The sequence below is a fragment of the Burkholderia sp. Ac-20349 genome (assembly GCF_017104865.1).
GTDB lineage: Bacteria > Pseudomonadota > Gammaproteobacteria > Burkholderiales > Burkholderiaceae > Burkholderia > Burkholderia aenigmatica.
Window position 1 is genome coordinate 1 of sequence record NZ_JAAGPM010000145.1, and the last position, 19,497, is coordinate 19,497.

The window sequence follows — 19,497 nt, forward strand, 5'->3', positions numbered from 1 at the left end:
GCGCAGGACGACCAGCAGACGGTGCTGCGCCGGCGCCGCGCGCAGAGTACGGCCGCGATCGAGCAGGCGCGTGCGCGACTCGCGGCGTCCCGCGCGAAGCTCGCGCTGGCGCAACTCGACCTCGAACACACGGTGATCCGCGCGACCCGCGACGGCACGATCGGCCAGCGGGCGGTGCGCGCGGGACAGTACGTCGAGGTCGGGATGCCGCTGCTCGCGGTCGTGCCGCTGCGCGATGTGTACGTCGTCGCGAACTTCAAGGAGACGCAGCTTGGCGCGATGCATGACGGGCAGCCGGTCGAGATCGATGTCGATACCTACGCGGGCCGCACGCTGCACGGCCGCGTGCTCGGGCTCGCGCCGGGCTCGGGGGCCGAATTCGCGCTGCTGCCGCCCGACAACGCGACCGGTAACTTCACGAAGATCGTGCAGCGCGTGCCCGTGAAGATCCGCCTCGATGCGCCGCCGTCGGGCCTCGTGCTGCGGCCCGGCATGTCGGTGATCGCGCGTGTCGACACGCGCGGCGTACCGGGAGCCGGATCGTGACGGCCGCAACCGGGCAGGCTACGCAGGCCACGCACGACGAAACCGTCTCGCTGCGCGCGTGGGTCGCGGTGCTCGGCGGCGTGTTCGGCTGCTTCATGGCGGGGATGAACGTGCACGTGACGAACGCGTCGCTGCCCGACATCCGCGGTTCGCTGGGCGCGAGCTTCGAGGAAGGCTCGTGGATCTCGACCGCCTATCTCGTCGCCGAGATCGTCGTGATTCCCCTCACCGGCTGGCTCGTGCAGGTGTTCTCCGCGCGCCGCGTGCTGCTCGTCGGCGCAACGGGGTTTCTGGCGTTCTCGATCGCGTGCTCGGTCGCGCCGACCATCTCGTCGATGATCGTCGCGCGCGCACTGCAGGGCGCGTTCGGCGGCGTGCTGATTCCGCTGTCGTTCCAGCTGATCGTCACCGAGCTGCCGCCGTCGAAGCATCCGTTCGGCATGGCGCTGTTCGCGGTCGCGAACAACGTCGCGCAGGCGGCCGGGCCATCGCTTGGCGGCTGGCTCACCGACATGTATTCATGGCGCTGGATCTTCTATCTGCAGATTCCGCCCGCGATCGCGCTGATCGTGGCAATCGCGTGGGCGATCCGCCCGGTGCCCGTGCAGTTGTCGAAACTGCGCCAGGCCGACTGGTTCGGGATCGCGACGATGGCGCTCGGCCTGAGTGCGCTGCAGATCGTGCTGGAAGAGGGCGGTCGCAAGGACTGGTTCGCGTCCGACCTGATCGTCGAGCTGTCGATCGTCGCGGTGGCGGGGCTCGTCGCATTCGTCGCGATCGAGCTGCGGCGCAAGGAGCCGTTCATCAACCTGCGGTTGCTCGGCCGCTACAACTTCGGGATCGCGAGCCTGATGCAGTTCCTGTTCGGCGCGGTGGTGTTCGGCGTCGTGTTTCTCGTGCCGAACTACTTCGCCGAGCTGCACGGCTACAGCGCGCGCGACATCGGCCTCGCGATGATCCCGTACGGGATCGTGCAGTTCGTGATGTCGTTCCTGACGCCGCCGCTGATGCGCCGCACGAGCCCGCGCGCGACGATCGTGCTCGGCTTCGTGCTCGTCGCGGCCGGCTGCCTGATGAACATCCACCTGACTGCCGACGCCGCGTCGAACGTGATCGTGCCGTCGCTCGTCGTGCGCGGGATCGGGCAGTCGCTCGTCGTGATCGCGCTGTCGGTGATGGCCGTCGACGGGATCGAGAAGGCGCAGCTCGGTTCGGCGTCCGGCGTGTTCAACATGGTGCGCAACGTCGGCGGCGCGATTGGTATCGCGGTGGCGAGCCAGATCGTCGTCGAGCGGCAGAAACTGCACGCGATGCGGATTGGCGAGGCCGTTTCGCCGTTTTCGGCAGCCTTTCAGGAACGGATGGCGATGCTGGCGCGGCTGTTGTCGCGCGTGCACGGGTCGCGTGCCGATGCGTTGCCGGGTGCGTCGACCGGCGGCGTGCACGAGCTGGCGCTCGCGCTCGTGAACCAGCGCGTGATGCGCGAGGCGCTGCTGATGGCGTACAGTGACACGTTCCTGATCGCGGGTGTCGCGATGGCTGCGTGTACGGCGGCGGCGTTCGTGTTGAAGGGGACGAAGAAAGCGTGATGGGGACAGACGCCCGATGTTGAAGCCTGATAGTGCTGACAGGCGATGACTTCTCGTAATGGGCGTATCGTGCATGCGGCGCGCGAGGCTGTTCTCCCGCGCTGATCACCATGAGGAGTGTGGCATGTCGAAGGATGATTCCCTGAGAGGACAGATCAAGGAGCAGGCCCAGGCAGCGGACCGCCACAACCTGGCGCGGCCGGCGGCGAACGGCGCGCTGTGGGCGCGCGGCCTCACGACGCAACGGGTCGCCGACCTGTTCAGAACCCTGCAGGGATTGCCGGGGCACTGGATGCAGTTGCAGAACGAGGTCAATGCCGGGAATCGCTATTTTTACGGTGTGCAGAATGGCAGCGTGACGACCGAGGAAGGGAAGGCGCTGATCCGCTGGATCGCCAAGGCGGTCGTGAGCGCCGCCGGGGAGGCACAGTTCGACTTCCCGTTGCAGCAATTGCGTTTCACTGCCGACATGGGCTGGCTCAAGCTCCAGCGTGTGCAAGGGCGTGTGATGGTGTTTTCGCAGCCCTGACCGTCAGTTCCGGGGCATCGTCGGAACCCGGGGCCGTTCATGAGGACGTTGTCGACGTATCGAGGATGATCGCGGCGAGCCGGCACTTTGCGCCGGCTCACCTGTGATGGGCATTCGGTGGCGGCCGGGCCCGGCCGCCACACAGACGCCCTTCCGTCCTTTCCGCCGGCTGTCAGACCGACACCGTGATGCCTGCCGAATGCGGCGGCCCCGCAGGCCGCACCACGATTTCCACATGCTGACCCAACGACGCGAGCGTCTGCATCAGCAGTTCCAGCGAAACGTTCCGAAGCCTTTCGCGTTGCTCGGGCGTGACGACCGGCCGGGCCATCTCCGAGAGCGCCGCAGCCTCGTCTTCGCTCAGGCCGCGCGAGACGATCAGCGCATTGAGTTTCAGTACGAGCGCAGACTTGGCCGAGAGTGCGCCTGCATCGTCGAGGCCGAAGTCATCCGGCAACGGGTAGGCGCGTTGGCGCGAGTCGTTGTAGTTCATTCCGCTCCTCCCGTGATCACCGAAAACTGCGGCCTGGGTTGTCTTGTCGCGCGATCGGCATCCTGTCCGACATCGTCGCCGTGCCCCTCATCGATCGGCGTGATCACCAGCCGCTTGTGCGTGACCTCGATCTGCAAGCGCTGCTCGGGTTCGAAGCCCGCTGCCTCGATCCAGCGGCCGGACAGTTTCATCCACAGATGGAGGACTGGCGGTGCCATGTCGCTGAGCCTGAGGTGCGGGACGATGCGGCGAGTCTGAAGAGACATTCGAGGGGGCACGAAACAATCGTGAAAACTAACCGGTGCGTTATGATTCGCGTCAGCCATGACTGACTCCCATGATGAGTGGGTTGTGGTTAGCGGCCCGCAGGTGCTCTAACACCAGCGGGCCGCGCTCGTTTACGCAGCGGAATTCGATCGTCATCCATTCACATATTTTGCATATCGAAATGAAATGACATTCCACGCGAAAACGTGCAACCACTCTAGCCGAGATCGGCCACTGTCAGGTGCGGGTCTGGAGTGTCTTCGTCGGCACTGACGGTCACCCCGATATCGTGATGCTTGCTGCGCAACGATTCCACGGCGATTGCGCTGGCGGGACGCATCGTCGCTTCATGGCCGATATGTCAGAAAGCGTGTCGGTCGAATGTTTCGATTCGCCGGCCGCAGGTCACACGACGATGTCGTTCGCGTCGTGCCGGCAACACCCAAACTTGTGCGGGGACGCCACCGTGCTGTCCGCCACGACGGCCCCGACTCACACATGCAGCGCGTCCATCTGCCGGCGTGCGTTCGCGAGTCCCGCGTCGAAGCCGTGCGGCTTCATGTCGAGCCCTTCCGCATAGACGAATTCCACATCGGAGATACCCATCAAACCGAGCACGGCACGCAGGTACGGCGTGACCGCATCCGTTTCCTGGCCGACGTGCACGCCGCCGCGCGAACTGAACACGATCGCGCTGATGCCTTCGACGAGTCCCACCGGGTAAGTCTCCGTGTACCGGAACGTCACGCGTGCGCGCGCGACGAGGTCGAACCAGTTCTTCAACTGGGTCGGCACGTTGAGGTTGTACATCGGCGCGCCGATCAGCAGCAGGTCGCTGCCCTTGAGCTCGGCGATCAACTCGTCCGACAGCACGATCGCGCGTTGCGCGCGCTCGCTCGGATTGGCCGCGCCGCGCAGCGCGTGGAACAGCTCGCTGTCGAGCATCGGCAGGTCGGTGTCGACGAGATTGCGCACGATCACGTCGTCGGCATGGCCGTTGGCCTGGCGCTCGGCCAGGAACGTGTCGATCAGCGCGCCGGTTTGCGAATGACTGCCGTTGATGCTGGATTTGAGGACGAGGATCCGTGCCATGCCGGGGTGCTCCGTTGCGAATGTGAGGACTGGAATCGATCCTATCAGCCACCTTTTATCCCCAAAAGAGATAAGATCGACGCACTGTGTAGCGTATTTATCCCCAATTGCATGCGAAACAACCTGAAGGGCATCGACGTCTTCGTCGCCGCCGCGGAAGCGAGCAGCTTCGCGCAGGCCGCCGACAAGCTGCACATCACGCGCTCGGCGGTCGGCAAGAGCATCGCGCGCCTCGAGGAGCGGCTGGGCGTCGTGCTGTTTCAGCGGACGACGCGCAGCCAGAGCCTGACCGACGAAGGGGCGTTGTTCTACGACCATTGCCTGCGCGCAATGGAGCAGATCCAGGCGGGCGAGGCGCTGCTGGAAACCGGCAAATGGCAGATGAAGGGGCGCTTGCGCGTGTCGATGCCGACGCTCTTCGGGCATCTTTGCGTGGCGCCGATCCTGATCGAACTGGCAAAGGCGCATCCCGAGCTCGATCTCGACCTGTCGTTCAGCGATCGTTCCGTCGACCTGGTCGAAGAGCGTTTCGATCTGGCGGTGCGCGTCGGCACGTTGCCGAACAGCAGCGAGCTGGTGGCGCGTCCGCTGGGCGAGCATCGGATGGCGTTCTGCGCATCGCCGGCGTACCTGAGCCGCTGCGGCGAGCCTGCGACCTATGACGAACTCGAACGGCACAAGGCGCTGGCCTATACGCGTTTCGGCCAGGTGCATCGCTGGCGCGTGATCGTCGACGGTCAGCCCGTGGAGCTGCAGCCCGCCGTTCGCTTGCTGTCCGACGATTTGAGCGCGCTGATGGATGCGGCCGTCGCGGATCTCGGTGTCGCGTGGCTGCCGTACTGGCTGGTGCGCGACGCGTTGCGCAGCGGCGTGTTGCGTGAGCTGTTGCCCGATCGGCCGGGTGTGATCTTTCCGATCCAGGCGGTGTGGCCCTACACGTTGCATCTTCCGCTGAAAGTCCGGGCCGCCGTCGATGCGCTGCTGGAACATCTGCCGGCCCGGCTGGCCGCGGTCGAAGCCCGGACGTGACGAAGCGGTTGCCGCGGTTCTTTGGACGAGACGCGCGTTACTGGCCGAAGCGGTCCGCCACGGCATCCTTCAGCCGCGCGGCGGTGATCTCGCCCATGTGCGATTCGACGAGGTTGCCTTTGGCATCGAAGAAGAGCGTCGTCGGCAACCCGCGCGAACCGTAGGCCTTCATCGCGTGCAGCGTGCGATCGAGCAGCACGTGATCGAACCGCAGCCCTTTCTGTTCGAGGAACGCGCGCACCGTTTGCGCGTCTTCGCCCTGGTTGACCATCAGCACCGTCATCCCCGGATGATCCTGCTGCGCTTGCGCGAGGATCGGCATTTCGCGCTGGCACGGCGGGCACCACGTGGCCCACAGGTTCACGACGACGGGCTTGCCCGCGAAGCGTTGCACCGGCACCGGCGTGGCGTCGAGCGCTTCGAGCTGCAACGCGGCAAGCGGCGGCGCGCCGTGCTGCAACGTGGCGAGCGTGCCTTGTGCGATGCCCCAGGCGGCAACACCGGCGAGCATGCCGGCCATCACCGGGCGGCGCAGCGCGGGCAGGCGGCGCAGGCGCCAGCCCGCGAACACGATTCCCGCCGCGAGGCCGATGCGCCAGTCGAAGCCGCCGTCGCCGAGCGCGATGATCGAGCGCGGCGCGGCGGCGTATTCATGCCACCACTGGGCGACGTAACCGATGCGCGCGGCGAGCAGGCCGAACAGCAACGCATCGAGGATCAGGCTCGACGCGGTCTTGTGATGTCCGTCCGGCGGGCGGCGTTGGATGAAACGGGCGACGAGCCACGCGAGCAGCGCGGCGACGGCCACCGCGACGACGCGGATCGAGAAGGGACCAATGCTTAACATGAACAGGGAAGAGGTGGCGTGATCGGGCGGGGGCACGACGATCATCGGCCGATGACGATGAAGCCGTCAATGGTCGAGCGGCGTTTCGACACGGCCTGATGCACGCGGGTTCCCTTCGTGACTCGCATGCGTCAGAGGGAATCCGGCGGCTTCGATGCTCGCGCCCGCCCGCATCGTCAGGAGGACGTTGTTTCGTGCGGGTATGCGATGAACCGGAAGGCTCGTTACGGGCTCTTGGTCGCCGCCGCGCCGCCGAGCCGATACGCCGTGAAGAACTCGTACCAGGGCGACCCTTCCGCGACCGGCACGTTGAGCGCCGCTGTCCGCCGCTTCAACGCGCCGAACACGTCGTTGATGCGCGCTGTCTGCTCCGAATCGTGGAACGGATAAGGCCGCGCCCGGCCGGCCGCGAATGCGCCGTACGCGATCGCGAGCAGGCGCGCGCTGTCGTCGGTCGCGGCGATCGAGCCGTTGATCGTTTCGACGAGGCGCGGCCGGTCTTCGTCGCGCGACCCGGACAGGCACAGGAACACGAGCGCCGACAGTTCGTGCAGATCCTTCACCCGCAACAGGCCCGGCAGCCGCGCGACGATCCGCCCGACCGGCTCGTCGCGTAGTGCATCGCCGAAGTCGAGCACGGCGGTCATCGGATTCGTGTCCGCTTTCATGCGGTCGAGCGCCGACGGCGCGGCCGACGCGCTGGCGCCGTCCGGTGACGCGGAAGGCGCGGACCGCAACGCATCGGCCACCTGCTGCGTCCATTCCGGAAAGATCATCCGCACGTTGCCGAACTGCTCGCCGCCTTCCGCCGCCGGATTCCAGCGATAGACGATCGTGCCGCCGCGAATGAACGGTGAATACAGGTGCTCGGGCGTTTGCGGCAGCGGCCGCCGGTTGATCGGCAGCCAGGCGAGCGTCAGCCAGTCGTAGCGGCCGGTGGCGGGCACGGACGGGCTCGAACTTGCGACGACCTGCCACGTGCCGCGATTCGCATAGCGGCGCCGCGCGTCGGGTACCGCGACGGTCTGGCCTTTCGCGGTATCGAAGTACGTCGTACCGGTCACGTTCATGCCGCTGTCCGCGGCCGGCGTGAGGGTGGAGATGACCCACGATGCGCCGTCCGCCGAACGGTAGTCGGACGGCTTCAGCGTCGCGACGTCGTGCACCATGCGCGTTTCCGCCGCGACGGGGCTCGGAGGGACATTGGCGGGCGAGGCCAGGATGCTCGGCATGGGATTTCCTCGGAATCGGGTGCGCATCGTCGAGCGGCGGCGACGCAGATTGTTTTATGTCACTGTAGAACGTCGCAGCCGGAAACGGAAACCGGCTGCGCGGCGCGCCCCGCCGACGTGTTCCGCCGCTTCGGCTTACCATGCGCATCCTGAGCCAACGACGCACACCGGGCGGGAGCGCACATGACCGACACGACAGCCATCACCGAACACTGGACACAGGTCGCCGACCAATGGATCGACTGGGCCGGCAAGCCGGGGCACGACGCATTCTGGAAATACCGCGCGGGGCTTGCGGCGTATATCGGCGGCGACACTGGCCGCGCACTGGAGATCGGCTGCGGCGAAGGCCGCGTGAGCCGCGAACTGAAGGCGCTCGGCTACGACGTGACCGCGACCGACGTGGTGCCCGCGATGCTCGACGCCGCGCGTCACGCGGATTCCGCGCATCGCTACAAGCTGGCCGACGCGGCGTCGCTGCCGTTCGACACGGCCAGCTTCGATCTGGTGATGGCGTACAACGTGCTGATGGATCTGGACGACATGCAGCGCGCGTTGAACGAGGCGCGTCGCGTGTTGAAGCCGGGCGGGACGCTGTTCATCTCGCTCGTGCATCCGTTCCGCGATCGCGGCAGCTTCGCGGGGCCGCAACCCGATGCGCCGTTCGTGCTGACGGGCAGCTATTTCGGGCGCGAGCACTTCGATGGCGTGGAAACGCGCGACGGGCTGTCGATGCACTTCGCGGGCTGGTCGTTGCCGTTGCAGGCGTACATGGAAGCGCTGGAAGCGGCCGGCTTCGCGATCGTGTCGCTGCGCGAGCCGCCGCCCGATCACGCGGATACGGACCAGTTGAAGCAGTGGGCGCGCGTGCCGCTATTTTTGTGGATCAAGGCGCGGCCGGTGGGTTGAATGGGTAGCCCCGGGGACACAACAATCGGCCGAAAGGATGATCTTGTATCCCCGGGGCTACCAAGTTTGTCGAAGAGGCCGTTCCCGGGAGGGACCATGGCCTTCAATCGGGCGGGGCGATCGGGCAGTGGCGCTTGTCCACATCTCGCCGTTCAACTCAGCGCGACAACTCCTTCCGGTAGAGCACGGCGCCCGGTTTTGCCGCGACGGTGTCATAGAGCCGCATCGCCGTGTGATTCGTCTCGTGCGTCTGCCAGTACACGCGTTCGGCGCGGTGCGCGCGCGCGGCGTCGTACACGGCTTCGATCAGCGCGCGGCCGACGCCCTTGCCGCGCTCGCTGTCGAGCGTGAACAGGTCCTGCAGGTAGCAGGTCGGCCCGATGTGCGTCGTGCTGCGGTGATAGAGGAAATGCACGAGCCCGACGAGCCGGCCTTCGCGCTCGGCGACGAGCGCATGCACGGGTTCGTAGCCGTCGAAGAAGCGCGACCAGGTGCGCTGCGTGACGGCCAGCGGCAGCGCGGTATCGTCGAAGCGGCCGTAGAAGCGGTTATAGCCGTCCCAAAGCGGCAGCCATTGGTCGTAGTCGTCTTCCCGGACCGTGCGTACGGTCAGGCCGGCTTCTGCAGCGTTCATGTTCACGAACCTTTCGATGAGGAGGGGGGGACGCGTTGCCGGCCGGGCCGGAAACGACGGAGGCATCCACGATAGGCAGTTCGACGCGCGGCGGGTAGGCCCATGACACCGGCGCTTTCTGGTGCCACGACCGGCCGCGCGCCGCCACCGCCGCGCCGCCCGAACGCCGCCACGGCATTCCTTTTACTCTGGTGGGCTTTTTTCGCCCATCGCTGCCATCCGGGCTGCGTCGTGCCCGGTTCATCGCGTCATTGAACGAGACCCGTGCGCCGCATCCGATCACCGAGGGCCTGCGGGCCGACTGGAAGGCCGATCGCCCGACGTTGCTGACGGGCGTCGCGGTGGTCGTCCTGTCGAGCGCGAGCGCGGTCGTCGCGATCACGCACCGGCGCTCGGTCATCGGGCCGGACGACAAGGTCGTGCGGCTCGGCGACGCGCGCGTGCCGGCGTAGGGCCGCACGATCGCGTCCGCAGGTTTTGCAGGCCGTCGCCGTTACCCGCGCAGCGGCGGATTGAGTTGCGCGAACGCCTGCTGGCGGCGATACGGGAAGTACGGATAAGGCGCTTCCACCGCGCTTGCCGCGTCGAGCTTCGCGACCTGCGCATCGGTCAGCGCCCAGCCGACCGCGCCGAGGTTCTGCCGCAGTTGCTCCTCGTTGCGCGCGCCGATGATCACCGACGACACGGTCGGGCGTTGCAGCAGCCAGTTCAGCGCGATCTGCGGCACGGTCTTGCCGGTTTCCTCGGCGAGCGCGTCGAGCGCGTCGACCACGTCGTACAGGCGCGCGTCGTCGACCGGCGGCCCATAGCTGGCCGTTTCATGCAGGCGGCTGCGTTCGGGCAGCGGCGCATTGCGCCGGATCTTGCCGGTGAGCCGGCCCCAGCCGAGCGGGCTCCAGACGAGCGCGCCGAGCCCCTGGTCGGCGCCGAGCGGCATCAGATCCCACTCGTAGTCGCGACCGACGAGCGAGTAGTAGACCTGGTTCGCCACGTAACGCGACCAGCCATGCTGATCGGCCACTGCCAGCGACTTCATGATCTGCCACCCGGCGAAGTTCGACACGCCGATGTAGCGCAGCTTGCCCGCGCGCACGAGATCGTCGAGCGTCGACATCACTTCCTCGACCGGCGTGCCCGCATCGAACGCGTGGAGTTGCAGCAGGTCGATGTAGTCGGTGTCGAGGCGGCGCAGTGCGGCGTCGACGGCGCGGACCAGCCGCGCGCGCGACGTACCCGCGTCGTTCGGGCCGTTGCCGGTCGGCAGGCCCGTCTTCGTCGAGATCAGCACCTGGTCGCGACGTCCCTTGAGCGCGGCGCCGAGCACGCGCTCGGATTCGCCGTCCGAATACACGTCGGCCGTGTCGAACAGGTTCACGCCCGCTTCGAGGCAGATGTCGATCAGGCGGCGCGCTTCGTCGACGCCCGTGTTGCCCCATGCGCTGAACAGCGGGCCGGTGCCGCCGAACGTGCCGGCACCGAAGCTCAGGACGGGAACCTTGAGGCCGGAGCGGCCGAGGGTGCGGTATTCCATGGCGGGTTTCCTTTGGGTGATCGAAGTGCCGGGTGGCGGCCGCGAAGCCGGTGTTGCCACACTGTATCGCTTGCGGATATTTCGGATAATTGGGCAGACTTCGAAAATATCGTTCGGAAGAGGCGAATAATGCTGCTCGACAATCTCGCGCTGTTCCTGCGCATCGTGGAGAAGGGCGGGCTGGCCGCGGCGGGCCGTGAGGTCGGGCTGTCGCCGGCCACCGTGTCCGAGCGTCTGACGGCGCTCGAGCGCCACTACGGCGCGGCGCTGCTCACGCGCACGACGCGCGCGATCAGCCTGACCGACGAAGGCCGCACGCTCGTCGACGGCGCGCGGCGCTTGCTGGCCGAGGCCGACGAACTGGAAAGCCGCGTGCGGCTCGGCGTGCAGACCCTGTCGGGGCCGGTGCGTCTGAGCGCGCCGGCCGATCTCGGCCGCGAGCGCGTGGTGCCGGTCGTCGACGCGTTCCTGGCCGAGCATCCGGGCGTCATGGTCGACCTGCATCTCGGCGACGGTTACGTCGATGTCGTCGGGCAGGGGCTCGATTTCGCGATTCGCCGCGGGGTGCTCGCCGACAGTTCGCTACGCAGCCGCTCGCTCGGCCGTGCGCGGCGCGTGGTGTGCGCGTCGCCCGCGTATCTCGCTGCGCACGGCACGCCGCAGCATCCGGACGATCTCGCCGCACACGACTGCATCGTGATGCGCTTCGGGCCGGACCTGTATGCCGAATGGCCGTTCAGCATCGACGGCGAACCCCGGCGCGTGACGGTGCGCGGCCGGCGTGTGGCCAACGACGGCGCGCTCGTGCGCGCGTGGTGCGTCGCCGGGCACGGCGTTGCACTGAAGTCGCTGGTCGACGTCGAGCAGGATCTGGCGTCCGGCGCGCTCGTCGAAGTCCTGCGCGCGTTCTCGCCGGGCGACGTCGATTTGCAGATCGTCTATCCGGGCAACGCGGTGCAGCCACGGCGCGTGCGCGCGCTGATCGACAGGCTGGCGCAGGCGCTCGCGGCGTGAACGCGGATCGACGTCAGTCCCACTTCGACGGGTAGTCGGGACCGCAGTCGATCTTGGCCGCGCTCAGCTCCAGCATCGCGCGAGGGGTGAACCTCTTGACCGGCGGCTGGGCGGCGACCCACTCGGGATAGACAGTGCGCCACTTGTCGAGCAACTCGCCGCGGCGGGTTTCGTTGATGCTCGCCTGGTACAGGTCGTTTTGGCTGTATGGCATCGGGGCCGGCATCGCGAAATCGGGAAGCGCGGGCGCCTGTTCGAGCCGGCTGCCGACGAGCGGAACGGCCGTCAGGTTCGGCAGCAAGCTCGACGCCTTGCGCATCCGGCGATAGGCGCAGACGGGCGCATCGGCGACTGATGCATCGCCCGTCGCCGGTTCGTCGGGCGGCGCTTGCGTCGCGGCCGGCAGCGCGACCGCGAACAGATAGACGGGCCCGCGTTTCAGCGGGCCGATCTTGTCGATGGGCCGCCGCACCTCGATCCCTTCGGGCCACGTGTAGGCGCGCCCGAGCGGTGTCGTGTGCTCGACGGCTTCGCCCGTCGACAGGACGGTCATGTCGCCGCGCCACCCGTTGACGCGCACGAGCGGCTTTGCATCCCCGCCCGCCGCGACATACAGGATGCCGCGCTCGACGACCATCGCCGGTACCGGAAACGGCGGCGTGCCACCGTGCCTGCCGGAGTTGTTGGAGATGGAGTGAGCGAGCGCGGGCAGGTCGATTTCGCGGCGCTGGAAGTGCTGCCCGCCATCGGTCGAGAGCAAGATGGTCAGGCGCGGGCACGCCTGGCCCTTGGCGACGCCGGAGGTGCATCGTGCGACTGCATTCTGTCCCGCATAAATGACGATCGTGTCGGGATTGTCGCTGCGGAACGTCATGTATTGGATCCCCGCCCCGGACGGGAAGGCGGTCGACGTATGTCGTGCGCTGTCGACGAAGCGCCAGCGGGTCTCCGGGCCCGTGTACGCGACGGCTTCGGCCAGCAACGCGCGTTGCGCGTCGAACTGCATGAACGGGTAGGCCGGGCCGACGACGGGGCGCGGCTTGATAGTCGAAGTGGTCGCACATGCGCCCAGCAACAGGGAGACGGTCAGCGCTGCGACGACGCGAGCAGGCTGCGGCTTTCGATCGATCATGAATGGCCCCGGTGGAATGAATGATCTTGTTGTTCGGCGAAGAGCGGGCACTTTAACGCATCGTCCGACCCGCTTGATCACGTTTCGTCATTTAGCTAATATTCGAAACGTTAATCGAGCTCCGTATTCTCATGGACGACGTCACCCGCATCAGCGCACTGGCCAACGAAAGCCGCCTGGCCGTGATGCGCTGGCTCAAGCAGCCGCGCAAGCATTTCCCGCCGCAGCCGCACGGCGATGTCGACGAACTCGGCGTGTGCTGCACGTACATCACCGAGAAGCTCGGCATCGCGCCGGCCACGACCACGCGCCACATGCGCATCCTCGCGGATGCCGGGCTCGTGCAGGCGACCCGCGTCGGCAAGTTCACGTACTACAAGCGGATCGACGGCGCGCTGCAGCAGCTCGGCCACGATCTCTCGCAACTCTGACGCTTACCGAGGCAACCGACATGGACGAACTTGCATTGCTGACCGACGCCGACCGGCGCGCGCACGCGTATCTGGCCGCGACGAACGAGCGGCGCGCGTTTCCCGACGCGGCCGCATTGGCCGGCCTGGCGGCGTTCGACGAGCCGCTGCCCGACACGGGCCGCCCGGCCGACGACGTGCTGAGCCTGCTCGACGAACGCGGGTCGCCCGCGACCGTCGCGTCGAACGGCCCGAACTACTTCGGCTTCGTGATCGGCGCCGCGTTGCCGGCCGCGGCGGCGGCCGAGCGGCTGATGCTGGCGTGGGACCAGTGCGCGTCGTCGTACGCGAATTCGCCGGTCGCGGCGACGATCGAGCGCCAGGCCGCGCGCTGGGTCGTCGACGTGCTCGGGTTGCCCGAAGACAGCGCGGTCGGCTTCGGCACGAGTGCGACGGCCTGCACGCTCGTCGCGCTGGTGGCCGCGCGGCGCGCGCTGCTCGCGCGCAAGGGCTGGGACGTCGATGAGGACGGCCTGATCGGCGCGCCCGAAGTGAAGGTCGTGATCTCCGAGCTTGCCCACATCACGGTGAAGAAGGCGCTGCGCGTGCTCGGTTTCGGGATGAAGCGCGTCATCGTCGCGCCGGTCGACGCGCACGGCCGCATCGACCCGGCGCAATTGCCGCCGCTCGACGACATGACGATCCTCTGCGTGCAGGCCGGCGAAGTGAACACCGGCGAGTTCGATCCGTTCGCGGCGCTGATTCCGCCTGCGAAGGCGGCCGGCGCGTGGGTGCACGTCGACGGCGCGTTCGGCCTGTGGGCCCGCGCATCGTCGAAGCGCGCGCTGACGGACGGCATCGACGGCGCGGACAGCTGGACGACCGACGGTCACAAGTGGCTCAACACGCCGTACGACGGCGCGATGGTGATCTGCCGCGACGCGGCCGCGCTTGCGACCGCGATGAACAGCGACGCCGTCTACCTGAGCGGCGCGCAGGACGCGCAGAAGAACCTGAACCTCGAATTCTCGCGGCGGGCGCGCGGCATTCCCGTGTGGGCCGCGCTGCGTTCGCTCGGCCGTGCCGGCGTGGCCACGATGGTCGAGCGGCATTGCGCGCAGGCGGCGCGGGTCGCGGACGGCCTGCGTGCCGCCGGCTACGACGTGCTGAACCGCGTCGTGCTGAACCAGGTGCTCGTGCGCGCCGGCACCGACGATGAAACGGCGGCGATCCGCGAGGCCGCGCAGGCGTCGGGCGAAGTATGGTTCGGCGCGACGGTGTGGCAAGGGCGGCCGGCGTTCCGGATCAGCGTGTCGTCGTGGCGTACCGAAGACGCGCACATCGATCGCCTCGTGGCCTTGCTGACGCAACTGCGCGGCGTGCACGTGCGCTGAGCGGTGGCGGTGCGCGGGATTCACTCACGCGCGCCGCGTTTCCCCGCAAGCACCGCATCCGCCGCATCGTCAGCGCACCGACTCGGGAAACGCGTGCATCGAGAATTCGAACGCGGCTTCCGCCAGTGCCTCGATCTCCGCCTCGCCACCTTCCAGGTGACCGTCGATCCACAGCATGGCGAAGCCATGCACGAAGCTGCGCACGCCGACGCTGAACGCGCGGATCTGCTGCTCGTCGAGGGTGGATCCGACCATCCTCCGGATCGCTTGCGTCGTCACCTCGCTGTTCTCGCGCCGGGCCTGGACGAGTTCGGCATCGTCCCGGTGCTGGACCGCAAAGCCGCCGTACATGAGCCGGAACAACTCGGCATGCGCGTGCGCGAACTTCACGTGGGCCAGCCCGCCGGCCCGAAACGCGTCGCGCACCGACGCGCCGCGTGAAATTTCCGCGGCGAACGCGTCGATCTGCACTTGCGTCAGGCGCCGGAAGCCGTCGACCACCAGCGCGACCAGCAGCGCATCCTTGTTGACGAAGTGGCGATAGACGGCCGAATCCGACACGCCCAGCTGCGTGGCCAGATGGCGCACGCTCATCTCCCGCCCGTTTGCGTGCTCGAGCGCGGCAAAGGCCAGATCCAGCACGGCCTGCCGCAGGTTGCCGTGGTGGTAGCCCGCTTTCTGATTCCCGGGGTTTCTACTCATTTGACAGTGTTCAATGTCACGTTCGACAATGTTTGCAACTCAAACATTGTCGGTTCTGGCGATGCCCGCCCTTGATGCGTTGACGAAGGATATCTGGACTGCATCAGTCCCTCATTCTTTCATGGGGCTGCATGTCGGTACGCGCATGACCGTCGTCCGGCTGTCGTCGGGCCGGCTGCTGCTGCATTCGCCGGTGCCGCTGGATGCCGGGTTGCGCGCGGCAATCGATGCGCTCGGCGAGGTCGGCCACATCGTCTGCCCGAACCTGTTTCATCACCTCTATGCGGCCGGCGCCGTCGCCGCGTATCCACGCGCATTGCTGCACGGCCCGGCCGCGCTGCAGCGCAAGCGCAAGGATCTGCGCTTCGACGCGGTGCTGACGGAGGTGCCGCATCCGGAATGGGGCAACGACTTCGAACTGCTGACGATCGAAGGCTGCCTGCTGGGCGAGACGGTGTTCTATCACCCGGCCAGCCGCACGCTGATCGCCTGCGATCTCGTCGAGAACTTTCACGCGTCGCCGCATTGGCTGACGCGGCACTACCTGCGCCTGGGCGGCGTGCTCGGGCAGGTCGGCTGGCATCCGTTGCTGCGCGTGGTCTATCGCGACCGGCGCGTGGCCCGCGCATGCATCGACCGGCTGCTGGAATGGCCGTTCGAACGCGTGGCGCTCGCGCACGGCGACCCGCTGACCGAGCACGCGCACGACGCGGTGCGGCAGGGCATGGCGTGGCTTTGAATCCATCGATAACGACGCACGATCAGGGAGAGACGGGATGGCAGGATCGAATGACATCGGGCACCCGGCGGCACAGGCGTCCGCCATCGCGGCGCGTGCCGGCGACGCGCCGGGCGGCCGCTTGCGCACGTGGGCCATCGTGGTGTTCGTGGCGTTTGCCGTCGTCACCGTCCTCTACGCGCTGACGGCCATCGCGACCGGGCAGGCGAATTTCGGCGCGGTATCGGGCGACGCGCTCCTGCATGCGCGCGAACAGCTCCGCGCGATGTCGATCGCCGGCGGCGATCCCGGCTGGGGGCAGGTGTTCGGCACCGACGATCCGTTCATCTGGATCGCGGCCAGGCTGACGTCGGCGCGGCTCATGTTCGGCGAGAACGGCTTCTACGACACCGTGCTCTATTACGCACAGATGCCGAAGGCGAACATCGTCATCCTGTCGCTGCACAACATCATGGGCGGCACGTGCATGCTGCTGGGCGCGCTGCAGTTCTGGCCGGCGTTGCGCCGCAACTATCCGCGCTGGCATCGCACGGCCGGCGTGATCTACATGGTGTCGTCGCAGATCGCGATGATCGGCGCGATGACCTACATGGTGCGCACGCCGGTCGCGATGATGTACGACACGCTGACGTTCGCGACCGGCCTCTGGTTTCTCGCGCTGGGCGTCACGGCCTCGCTGTGGATGTCGATCCATCACCTGATCCGCCGCGAGATCGCCCAGCATCAGGCCTATATGGCGATCAACTACGGCTTCCTGCTCACGGCGCCGTTCACACGCATCGACTGGATCTGGGCCGCGATGGTCTATCCGGACGTCAACCAGAACACGTCCAATTTCTCGGCGGTCGCCGTGCTGATCGCGCAATGCATGCTCTTCGGCTACCTGCTGCTGTGCATGAATCGCTGGTTCCAGAAGTCTCGCCCGGCCACGGGCCGCGCCGGCCCGGTGTTCCCGGTCGCGTTGACGGAGTCCGTCGCCAACGTGGGCGTCGCGGTGCTGTCGGTGTTGAGCATCGCCGCGCTGGCCGCTGTCGTCGATCACTACCTGGTGACGCCCGGCCTCGACCAATTCCGGGCCGGCAAGGACTGGATTCCGGCCGGACTGGCCGCGTTCCAGGGCAGCGTGCTGCGGGCGGCGCCCGGTTCTCGCTGGCTCTATGCCGTCAGTGCGATCGGCGTGTGCGCGCTCGCGCCGTTCCTGCTGCGCGCCGCGTTCATCGGGAAGGCGCAGCCGGCGCGGACGATGCGGCTCGCGACGGCGACCGGCGTGCTGACTGCCGCAAACGGCGCCGTGTTGCTGTACTGGGGGCAATTGCTGGGCGGCCCGACCGCGATCACGTCGTCCGGCGGGACGCCGTTCCAGATGAACGGGGCGTTCGAACTGTTCTTCGCGGTGCTGCTGCTGTGGGGCGTGATGCGTGAACGCCACGCGCTCGTCAAGGAGTGGAGCCTGTTCGCCATTCTCTGCGTGCTGGCGCTGCCGAGTGTCTATGCGCTCGTGCCGCTGGTCGGGTGGATCTATCTTCAGATCGGCATGCCGGATCTGCAGCACTACGTCGAAATCACCAGCGTCTATCGCGTCGCGATCAGCGTCGGCCTGATTCTCGCGATGCTGGCGGGCTCGCTTTACGCCGTCTATGGCAGCGCGACGCAGGAGAAATTTGCGCGCTAGTTGCGCTCGCGTGTTCGCACGAAGCAGAGGGGATGGGCGGGCAACGGGGCGGTGCGTGCGGATGAGGATGGACCGCCTGTCGTTTTTCCGTCGAACCGCGCCCCTTGCCCGCAGGAAAATATCGGACAATGGCCGGCACGCGCGCCGTGCCGGCCTGGGTGGCTCGCTCAATCGAAGCATGATGCCAACGAGAGAACCCCCATGTCGACCCATTCCCCCCGTGAACTGCTGAAGGCCGCCGATATCGCGAAGATGGAGCCGACGCGCGCGGTGCATTCGCTGAATCCCAATGCCGTTCGTCTCAAGCGACAACTCAGCGACCTGACCGGCCTGACGCAATTCGGTGTTCACCTGCTCACGCTGATGCCCGGTCACGAATCGGCCGAGTATCACCGTCACCTGTACGAAGAAGAGTTCGTGTACGTGCTGTCCGGCACGGGCGCGGTCACGATCGGCGAACGCACCGATGCAATCGGGCCCGGCGATTTTCTGGGCTTTCCGCGCGGCGGGGAAGCCCACACGGTGCAGAACACCGGCGATACGCCGCTGGAACTGCTCGTCGGCGGGCAGCGGCTCGAACACGACGTCTGCGAATACCCGCGCGTCGGCAAGCGGCTCTATGTCGCGGGCGAGCTCGAGGATTATGTCGATCTGCCGAAGCAGGCCTGACCCGGCCTGCCTGCGCTCGCTTCACGACTCGCCCCGTTCGTGTCAGCGGGGTTCGTCGCGATTATGATGCGGGAACGCCACTGACAGGGTTCCCCGATATGGACGCGCCGCTCCCGCCGATGTCTGCCCCGATTCCCGAAACGGAACCGGAAACCGAAGCCGTTGCCGAGCCGCGCGCGTCGCGCCTGCATCGGCCGGTCGCGCTCGTCACCGGATCGACGTCGGGGATCGGCGCGGCGATCGCGCGCCGCCTGGCGGCGGACGGCTATGCGGTGATCCTGCATTCGCGCAGCTCGGCCGACGTGGGGCGCGCGATGGCGCGCGAACTTGGCGCGGCCTACGTGCAGGCCGATCTCGCCGACGATGCCGAACGCGCGCGGCTGATCCGCGACGCACTGGCCGTGCACGGGCGGCTCGACGTGCTCGTCAACAATGCGGGCGTCAGCCGCGTGATTCCGCATGACGATCTCGCCGCGGCGACCCCCGACGTGTGGCGCGAGATGCACGAGATCAACGTGATCGCACCGTTCCGGCTCGTCGCCGAGGCGGAGGCCGCGCTGCGCGAGGCGGCGTCGCACGGGCGGGCCGGGTGCGTGGTGAACGTCAGCTCGCATGCGGGCGTGCGGCCGAAGGGTGCGTCGATTCCGTATGCGGCGGCGAAGGCCGCGCTCAATCACACGACGCGGCTGCTCGCGCGCACGCTCGCGCCGGCGATTCGCGTCAATGCGGTCGCGCCGGGGCTCGTCGATACGCCGCTCACGGCCGACTGGACGGATGCGCAGCAGCTCTGGCGCGAGCGCGCGCCGATGCGCCGTGCGGCGACGCCGGACGACATCGCGCAGACGGTCGCGATGCTCGTCGCGTCCGATTACGTGACGGGCGAGATCGTGATGCTCGACGGGGGAATGAACCTGACGTGATGCCGCGATTCAATGAAGCGGTGAAGCGGTGAAGCGGTGAAGCGGTGAAGCGGTGAAGCGGTGAAGCGGTGAAGCGGTGAAGCGGTGAAGCGGTGAAGCGGTGAAGCGGTGAAGCGGTGAAGCGGTGAAGCGGTGAAGCGGTGAAGC

22 protein-coding genes are annotated in these 19,497 nt (G+C 67.4%); 13 read left to right on the top strand and 9 right to left on the bottom strand.

Translation table 11 applies throughout. The features are described from left to right. The 3 genes from G3N61_RS31960 to G3N61_RS31970 form a co-directional block, all read left to right on the top strand. Positions 1-546: HlyD family secretion protein (locus tag G3N61_RS31960; RefSeq protein ID WP_205824399.1), on the top strand; the 546-nt coding region annotated here is incomplete at its 5' end. Beyond that, positions 543-2,135, top strand: coding sequence for a DHA2 family efflux MFS transporter permease subunit (locus tag G3N61_RS31965; protein WP_205824400.1), 1,593 nt, complete (start codon positions 543-545; stop codon positions 2,133-2,135). The genes G3N61_RS31960 and G3N61_RS31965, both read left to right, overlap by 4 nt. Before the next feature lie 124 nt (positions 2,136-2,259). Then, a complete protein-coding gene (locus G3N61_RS31970) occupies positions 2,260-2,664 on the top strand; it encodes a hypothetical protein (protein ID WP_043179268.1) in 405 nt (134 codons plus the stop codon). Positions 2,665-2,836: 172 nt separating this feature from the next. On the opposite strand, the gene G3N61_RS31975 is transcribed toward G3N61_RS31970, so the two are convergent. The 3 genes from G3N61_RS31975 to G3N61_RS31985 all read right to left on the bottom strand — a co-directional run bounded on the left by G3N61_RS31975 (position 2,837) and on the right by G3N61_RS31985 (position 4,516). Next, positions 2,837-3,157, bottom strand: coding sequence for a helix-turn-helix transcriptional regulator (locus G3N61_RS31975; RefSeq protein WP_205824401.1), 321 nt, complete (start codon positions 3,155-3,157; stop codon positions 2,837-2,839). Further along, the gene (locus tag G3N61_RS31980) at positions 3,154-3,483 is read right to left on the bottom strand and encodes a SymE family type I addiction module toxin (protein ID WP_205824402.1); all 330 of its coding nucleotides are present in this window, start codon (positions 3,481-3,483) and stop codon (positions 3,154-3,156) included. Before G3N61_RS31980 ends, G3N61_RS31975 begins: the two co-directional genes overlap by 4 nt. A gap of 433 nt (positions 3,484-3,916) precedes the next feature. Continuing rightward, positions 3,917-4,516: an NAD(P)H-dependent oxidoreductase gene (locus tag G3N61_RS31985; protein ID WP_089453906.1), complete on the bottom strand. Its 600-nt coding sequence runs from the start codon at positions 4,514-4,516 to the stop codon at positions 3,917-3,919. Between G3N61_RS31985 and G3N61_RS31990 the strand changes: the two genes are divergently transcribed. Next, entirely contained in the window at positions 4,472-5,545 is a 1,074-nt protein-coding gene (locus tag G3N61_RS31990) for a LysR family transcriptional regulator (RefSeq protein WP_241017999.1), read from the top strand. The genes G3N61_RS31985 and G3N61_RS31990 overlap by 45 nt on opposite strands. Before the next feature lie 37 nt (positions 5,546-5,582). Here G3N61_RS31990 and G3N61_RS31995 read toward each other — a convergent pair whose 3' ends face one another. Then, on the bottom strand, positions 5,583-6,392 hold the full coding sequence (locus G3N61_RS31995) for a TlpA disulfide reductase family protein (protein WP_089454080.1): 810 nt from the start codon (positions 6,390-6,392) through the stop codon (positions 5,583-5,585). A gap of 224 nt (positions 6,393-6,616) precedes the next feature. Continuing rightward, a complete protein-coding gene (locus tag G3N61_RS32000; protein WP_205824403.1) occupies positions 6,617-7,624 on the bottom strand; it encodes a hypothetical protein in 1,008 nt (335 codons plus the stop codon). Positions 7,625-7,807: 183 nt separating this feature from the next. Between G3N61_RS32000 and G3N61_RS32005 the strand changes: the two genes are divergently transcribed. Continuing rightward, positions 7,808-8,533: a class I SAM-dependent methyltransferase gene (locus G3N61_RS32005; protein WP_205824404.1), complete on the top strand. Its 726-nt coding sequence runs from the start codon at positions 7,808-7,810 to the stop codon at positions 8,531-8,533. A 157-nt stretch (positions 8,534-8,690) separates the two neighbouring features. On the opposite strand, the gene G3N61_RS32010 is transcribed toward G3N61_RS32005, so the two are convergent. Further along, complete coding sequence (locus tag G3N61_RS32010; RefSeq protein ID WP_043178885.1) at positions 8,691-9,167, bottom strand: GNAT family N-acetyltransferase; 477 nt, start codon at positions 9,165-9,167, stop codon at positions 8,691-8,693. Between the two features lie 251 nt (positions 9,168-9,418). Between G3N61_RS32010 and G3N61_RS32015 the strand changes: the two genes are divergently transcribed. Beyond that, complete coding sequence (locus tag G3N61_RS32015) at positions 9,419-9,619, top strand: hypothetical protein (RefSeq protein WP_205824413.1); 201 nt, start codon at positions 9,419-9,421, stop codon at positions 9,617-9,619. A 41-nt stretch (positions 9,620-9,660) separates the two neighbouring features. Here G3N61_RS32015 and G3N61_RS32020 read toward each other — a convergent pair whose 3' ends face one another. Further along, on the bottom strand, positions 9,661-10,698 hold the full coding sequence (locus tag G3N61_RS32020) for an aldo/keto reductase (protein WP_205824405.1): 1,038 nt from the start codon (positions 10,696-10,698) through the stop codon (positions 9,661-9,663). Positions 10,699-10,827: 129 nt separating this feature from the next. Between G3N61_RS32020 and G3N61_RS32025 the strand changes: the two genes are divergently transcribed. Further along, a complete protein-coding gene (locus G3N61_RS32025) occupies positions 10,828-11,712 on the top strand; it encodes a LysR family transcriptional regulator (protein WP_205824406.1) in 885 nt (294 codons plus the stop codon). A 13-nt stretch (positions 11,713-11,725) separates the two neighbouring features. On the opposite strand, the gene G3N61_RS32030 is transcribed toward G3N61_RS32025, so the two are convergent. Then, a complete protein-coding gene (locus G3N61_RS32030; protein WP_205824407.1) occupies positions 11,726-12,844 on the bottom strand; it encodes a hypothetical protein in 1,119 nt (372 codons plus the stop codon). Positions 12,845-12,975: 131 nt separating this feature from the next. Here G3N61_RS32030 and G3N61_RS32035 point away from each other — a divergent pair, with 131 nt between their 5' ends. Beyond that, positions 12,976-13,275, top strand: coding sequence for a helix-turn-helix domain-containing protein (locus tag G3N61_RS32035; RefSeq protein WP_043178878.1), 300 nt, complete (start codon positions 12,976-12,978; stop codon positions 13,273-13,275). 20 nt (positions 13,276-13,295) lie between these two features. Beyond that, the gene (locus tag G3N61_RS32040) at positions 13,296-14,648 is read left to right on the top strand and encodes a pyridoxal-dependent decarboxylase (protein ID WP_205824408.1); all 1,353 of its coding nucleotides are present in this window, start codon (positions 13,296-13,298) and stop codon (positions 14,646-14,648) included. 69 nt (positions 14,649-14,717) lie between these two features. Here G3N61_RS32040 and G3N61_RS32045 read toward each other — a convergent pair whose 3' ends face one another. Beyond that, positions 14,718-15,350, bottom strand: a complete 633-nt coding sequence (locus G3N61_RS32045) for a TetR/AcrR family transcriptional regulator (RefSeq protein ID WP_205824409.1) — start codon at positions 15,348-15,350, stop codon at positions 14,718-14,720. Between the two features lie 61 nt (positions 15,351-15,411). On the opposite strand from G3N61_RS32045, the gene G3N61_RS32050 reads away from it, so the two are divergent. The 4 genes from G3N61_RS32050 to G3N61_RS32065 all read left to right on the top strand — a co-directional run bounded on the left by G3N61_RS32050 (position 15,412) and on the right by G3N61_RS32065 (position 19,350). Further along, positions 15,412-16,089, top strand: coding sequence for a DUF4336 domain-containing protein (locus G3N61_RS32050; RefSeq protein ID WP_089453896.1), 678 nt, complete (start codon positions 15,412-15,414; stop codon positions 16,087-16,089). Positions 16,090-16,126: 37 nt separating this feature from the next. Continuing rightward, on the top strand, positions 16,127-17,761 hold the full coding sequence (locus G3N61_RS32055) for a DUF2306 domain-containing protein (protein ID WP_205824411.1): 1,635 nt from the start codon (positions 16,127-16,129) through the stop codon (positions 17,759-17,761). A 201-nt stretch (positions 17,762-17,962) separates the two neighbouring features. Further along, the gene (locus G3N61_RS32060) at positions 17,963-18,430 is read left to right on the top strand and encodes a cupin domain-containing protein (protein ID WP_089453894.1); all 468 of its coding nucleotides are present in this window, start codon (positions 17,963-17,965) and stop codon (positions 18,428-18,430) included. A 98-nt stretch (positions 18,431-18,528) separates the two neighbouring features. After that, positions 18,529-19,350, top strand: a complete 822-nt coding sequence (locus G3N61_RS32065) for an SDR family oxidoreductase (protein ID WP_205824412.1) — start codon at positions 18,529-18,531, stop codon at positions 19,348-19,350. The last annotated feature ends 147 nt before the right edge of the window (positions 19,351-19,497 follow it).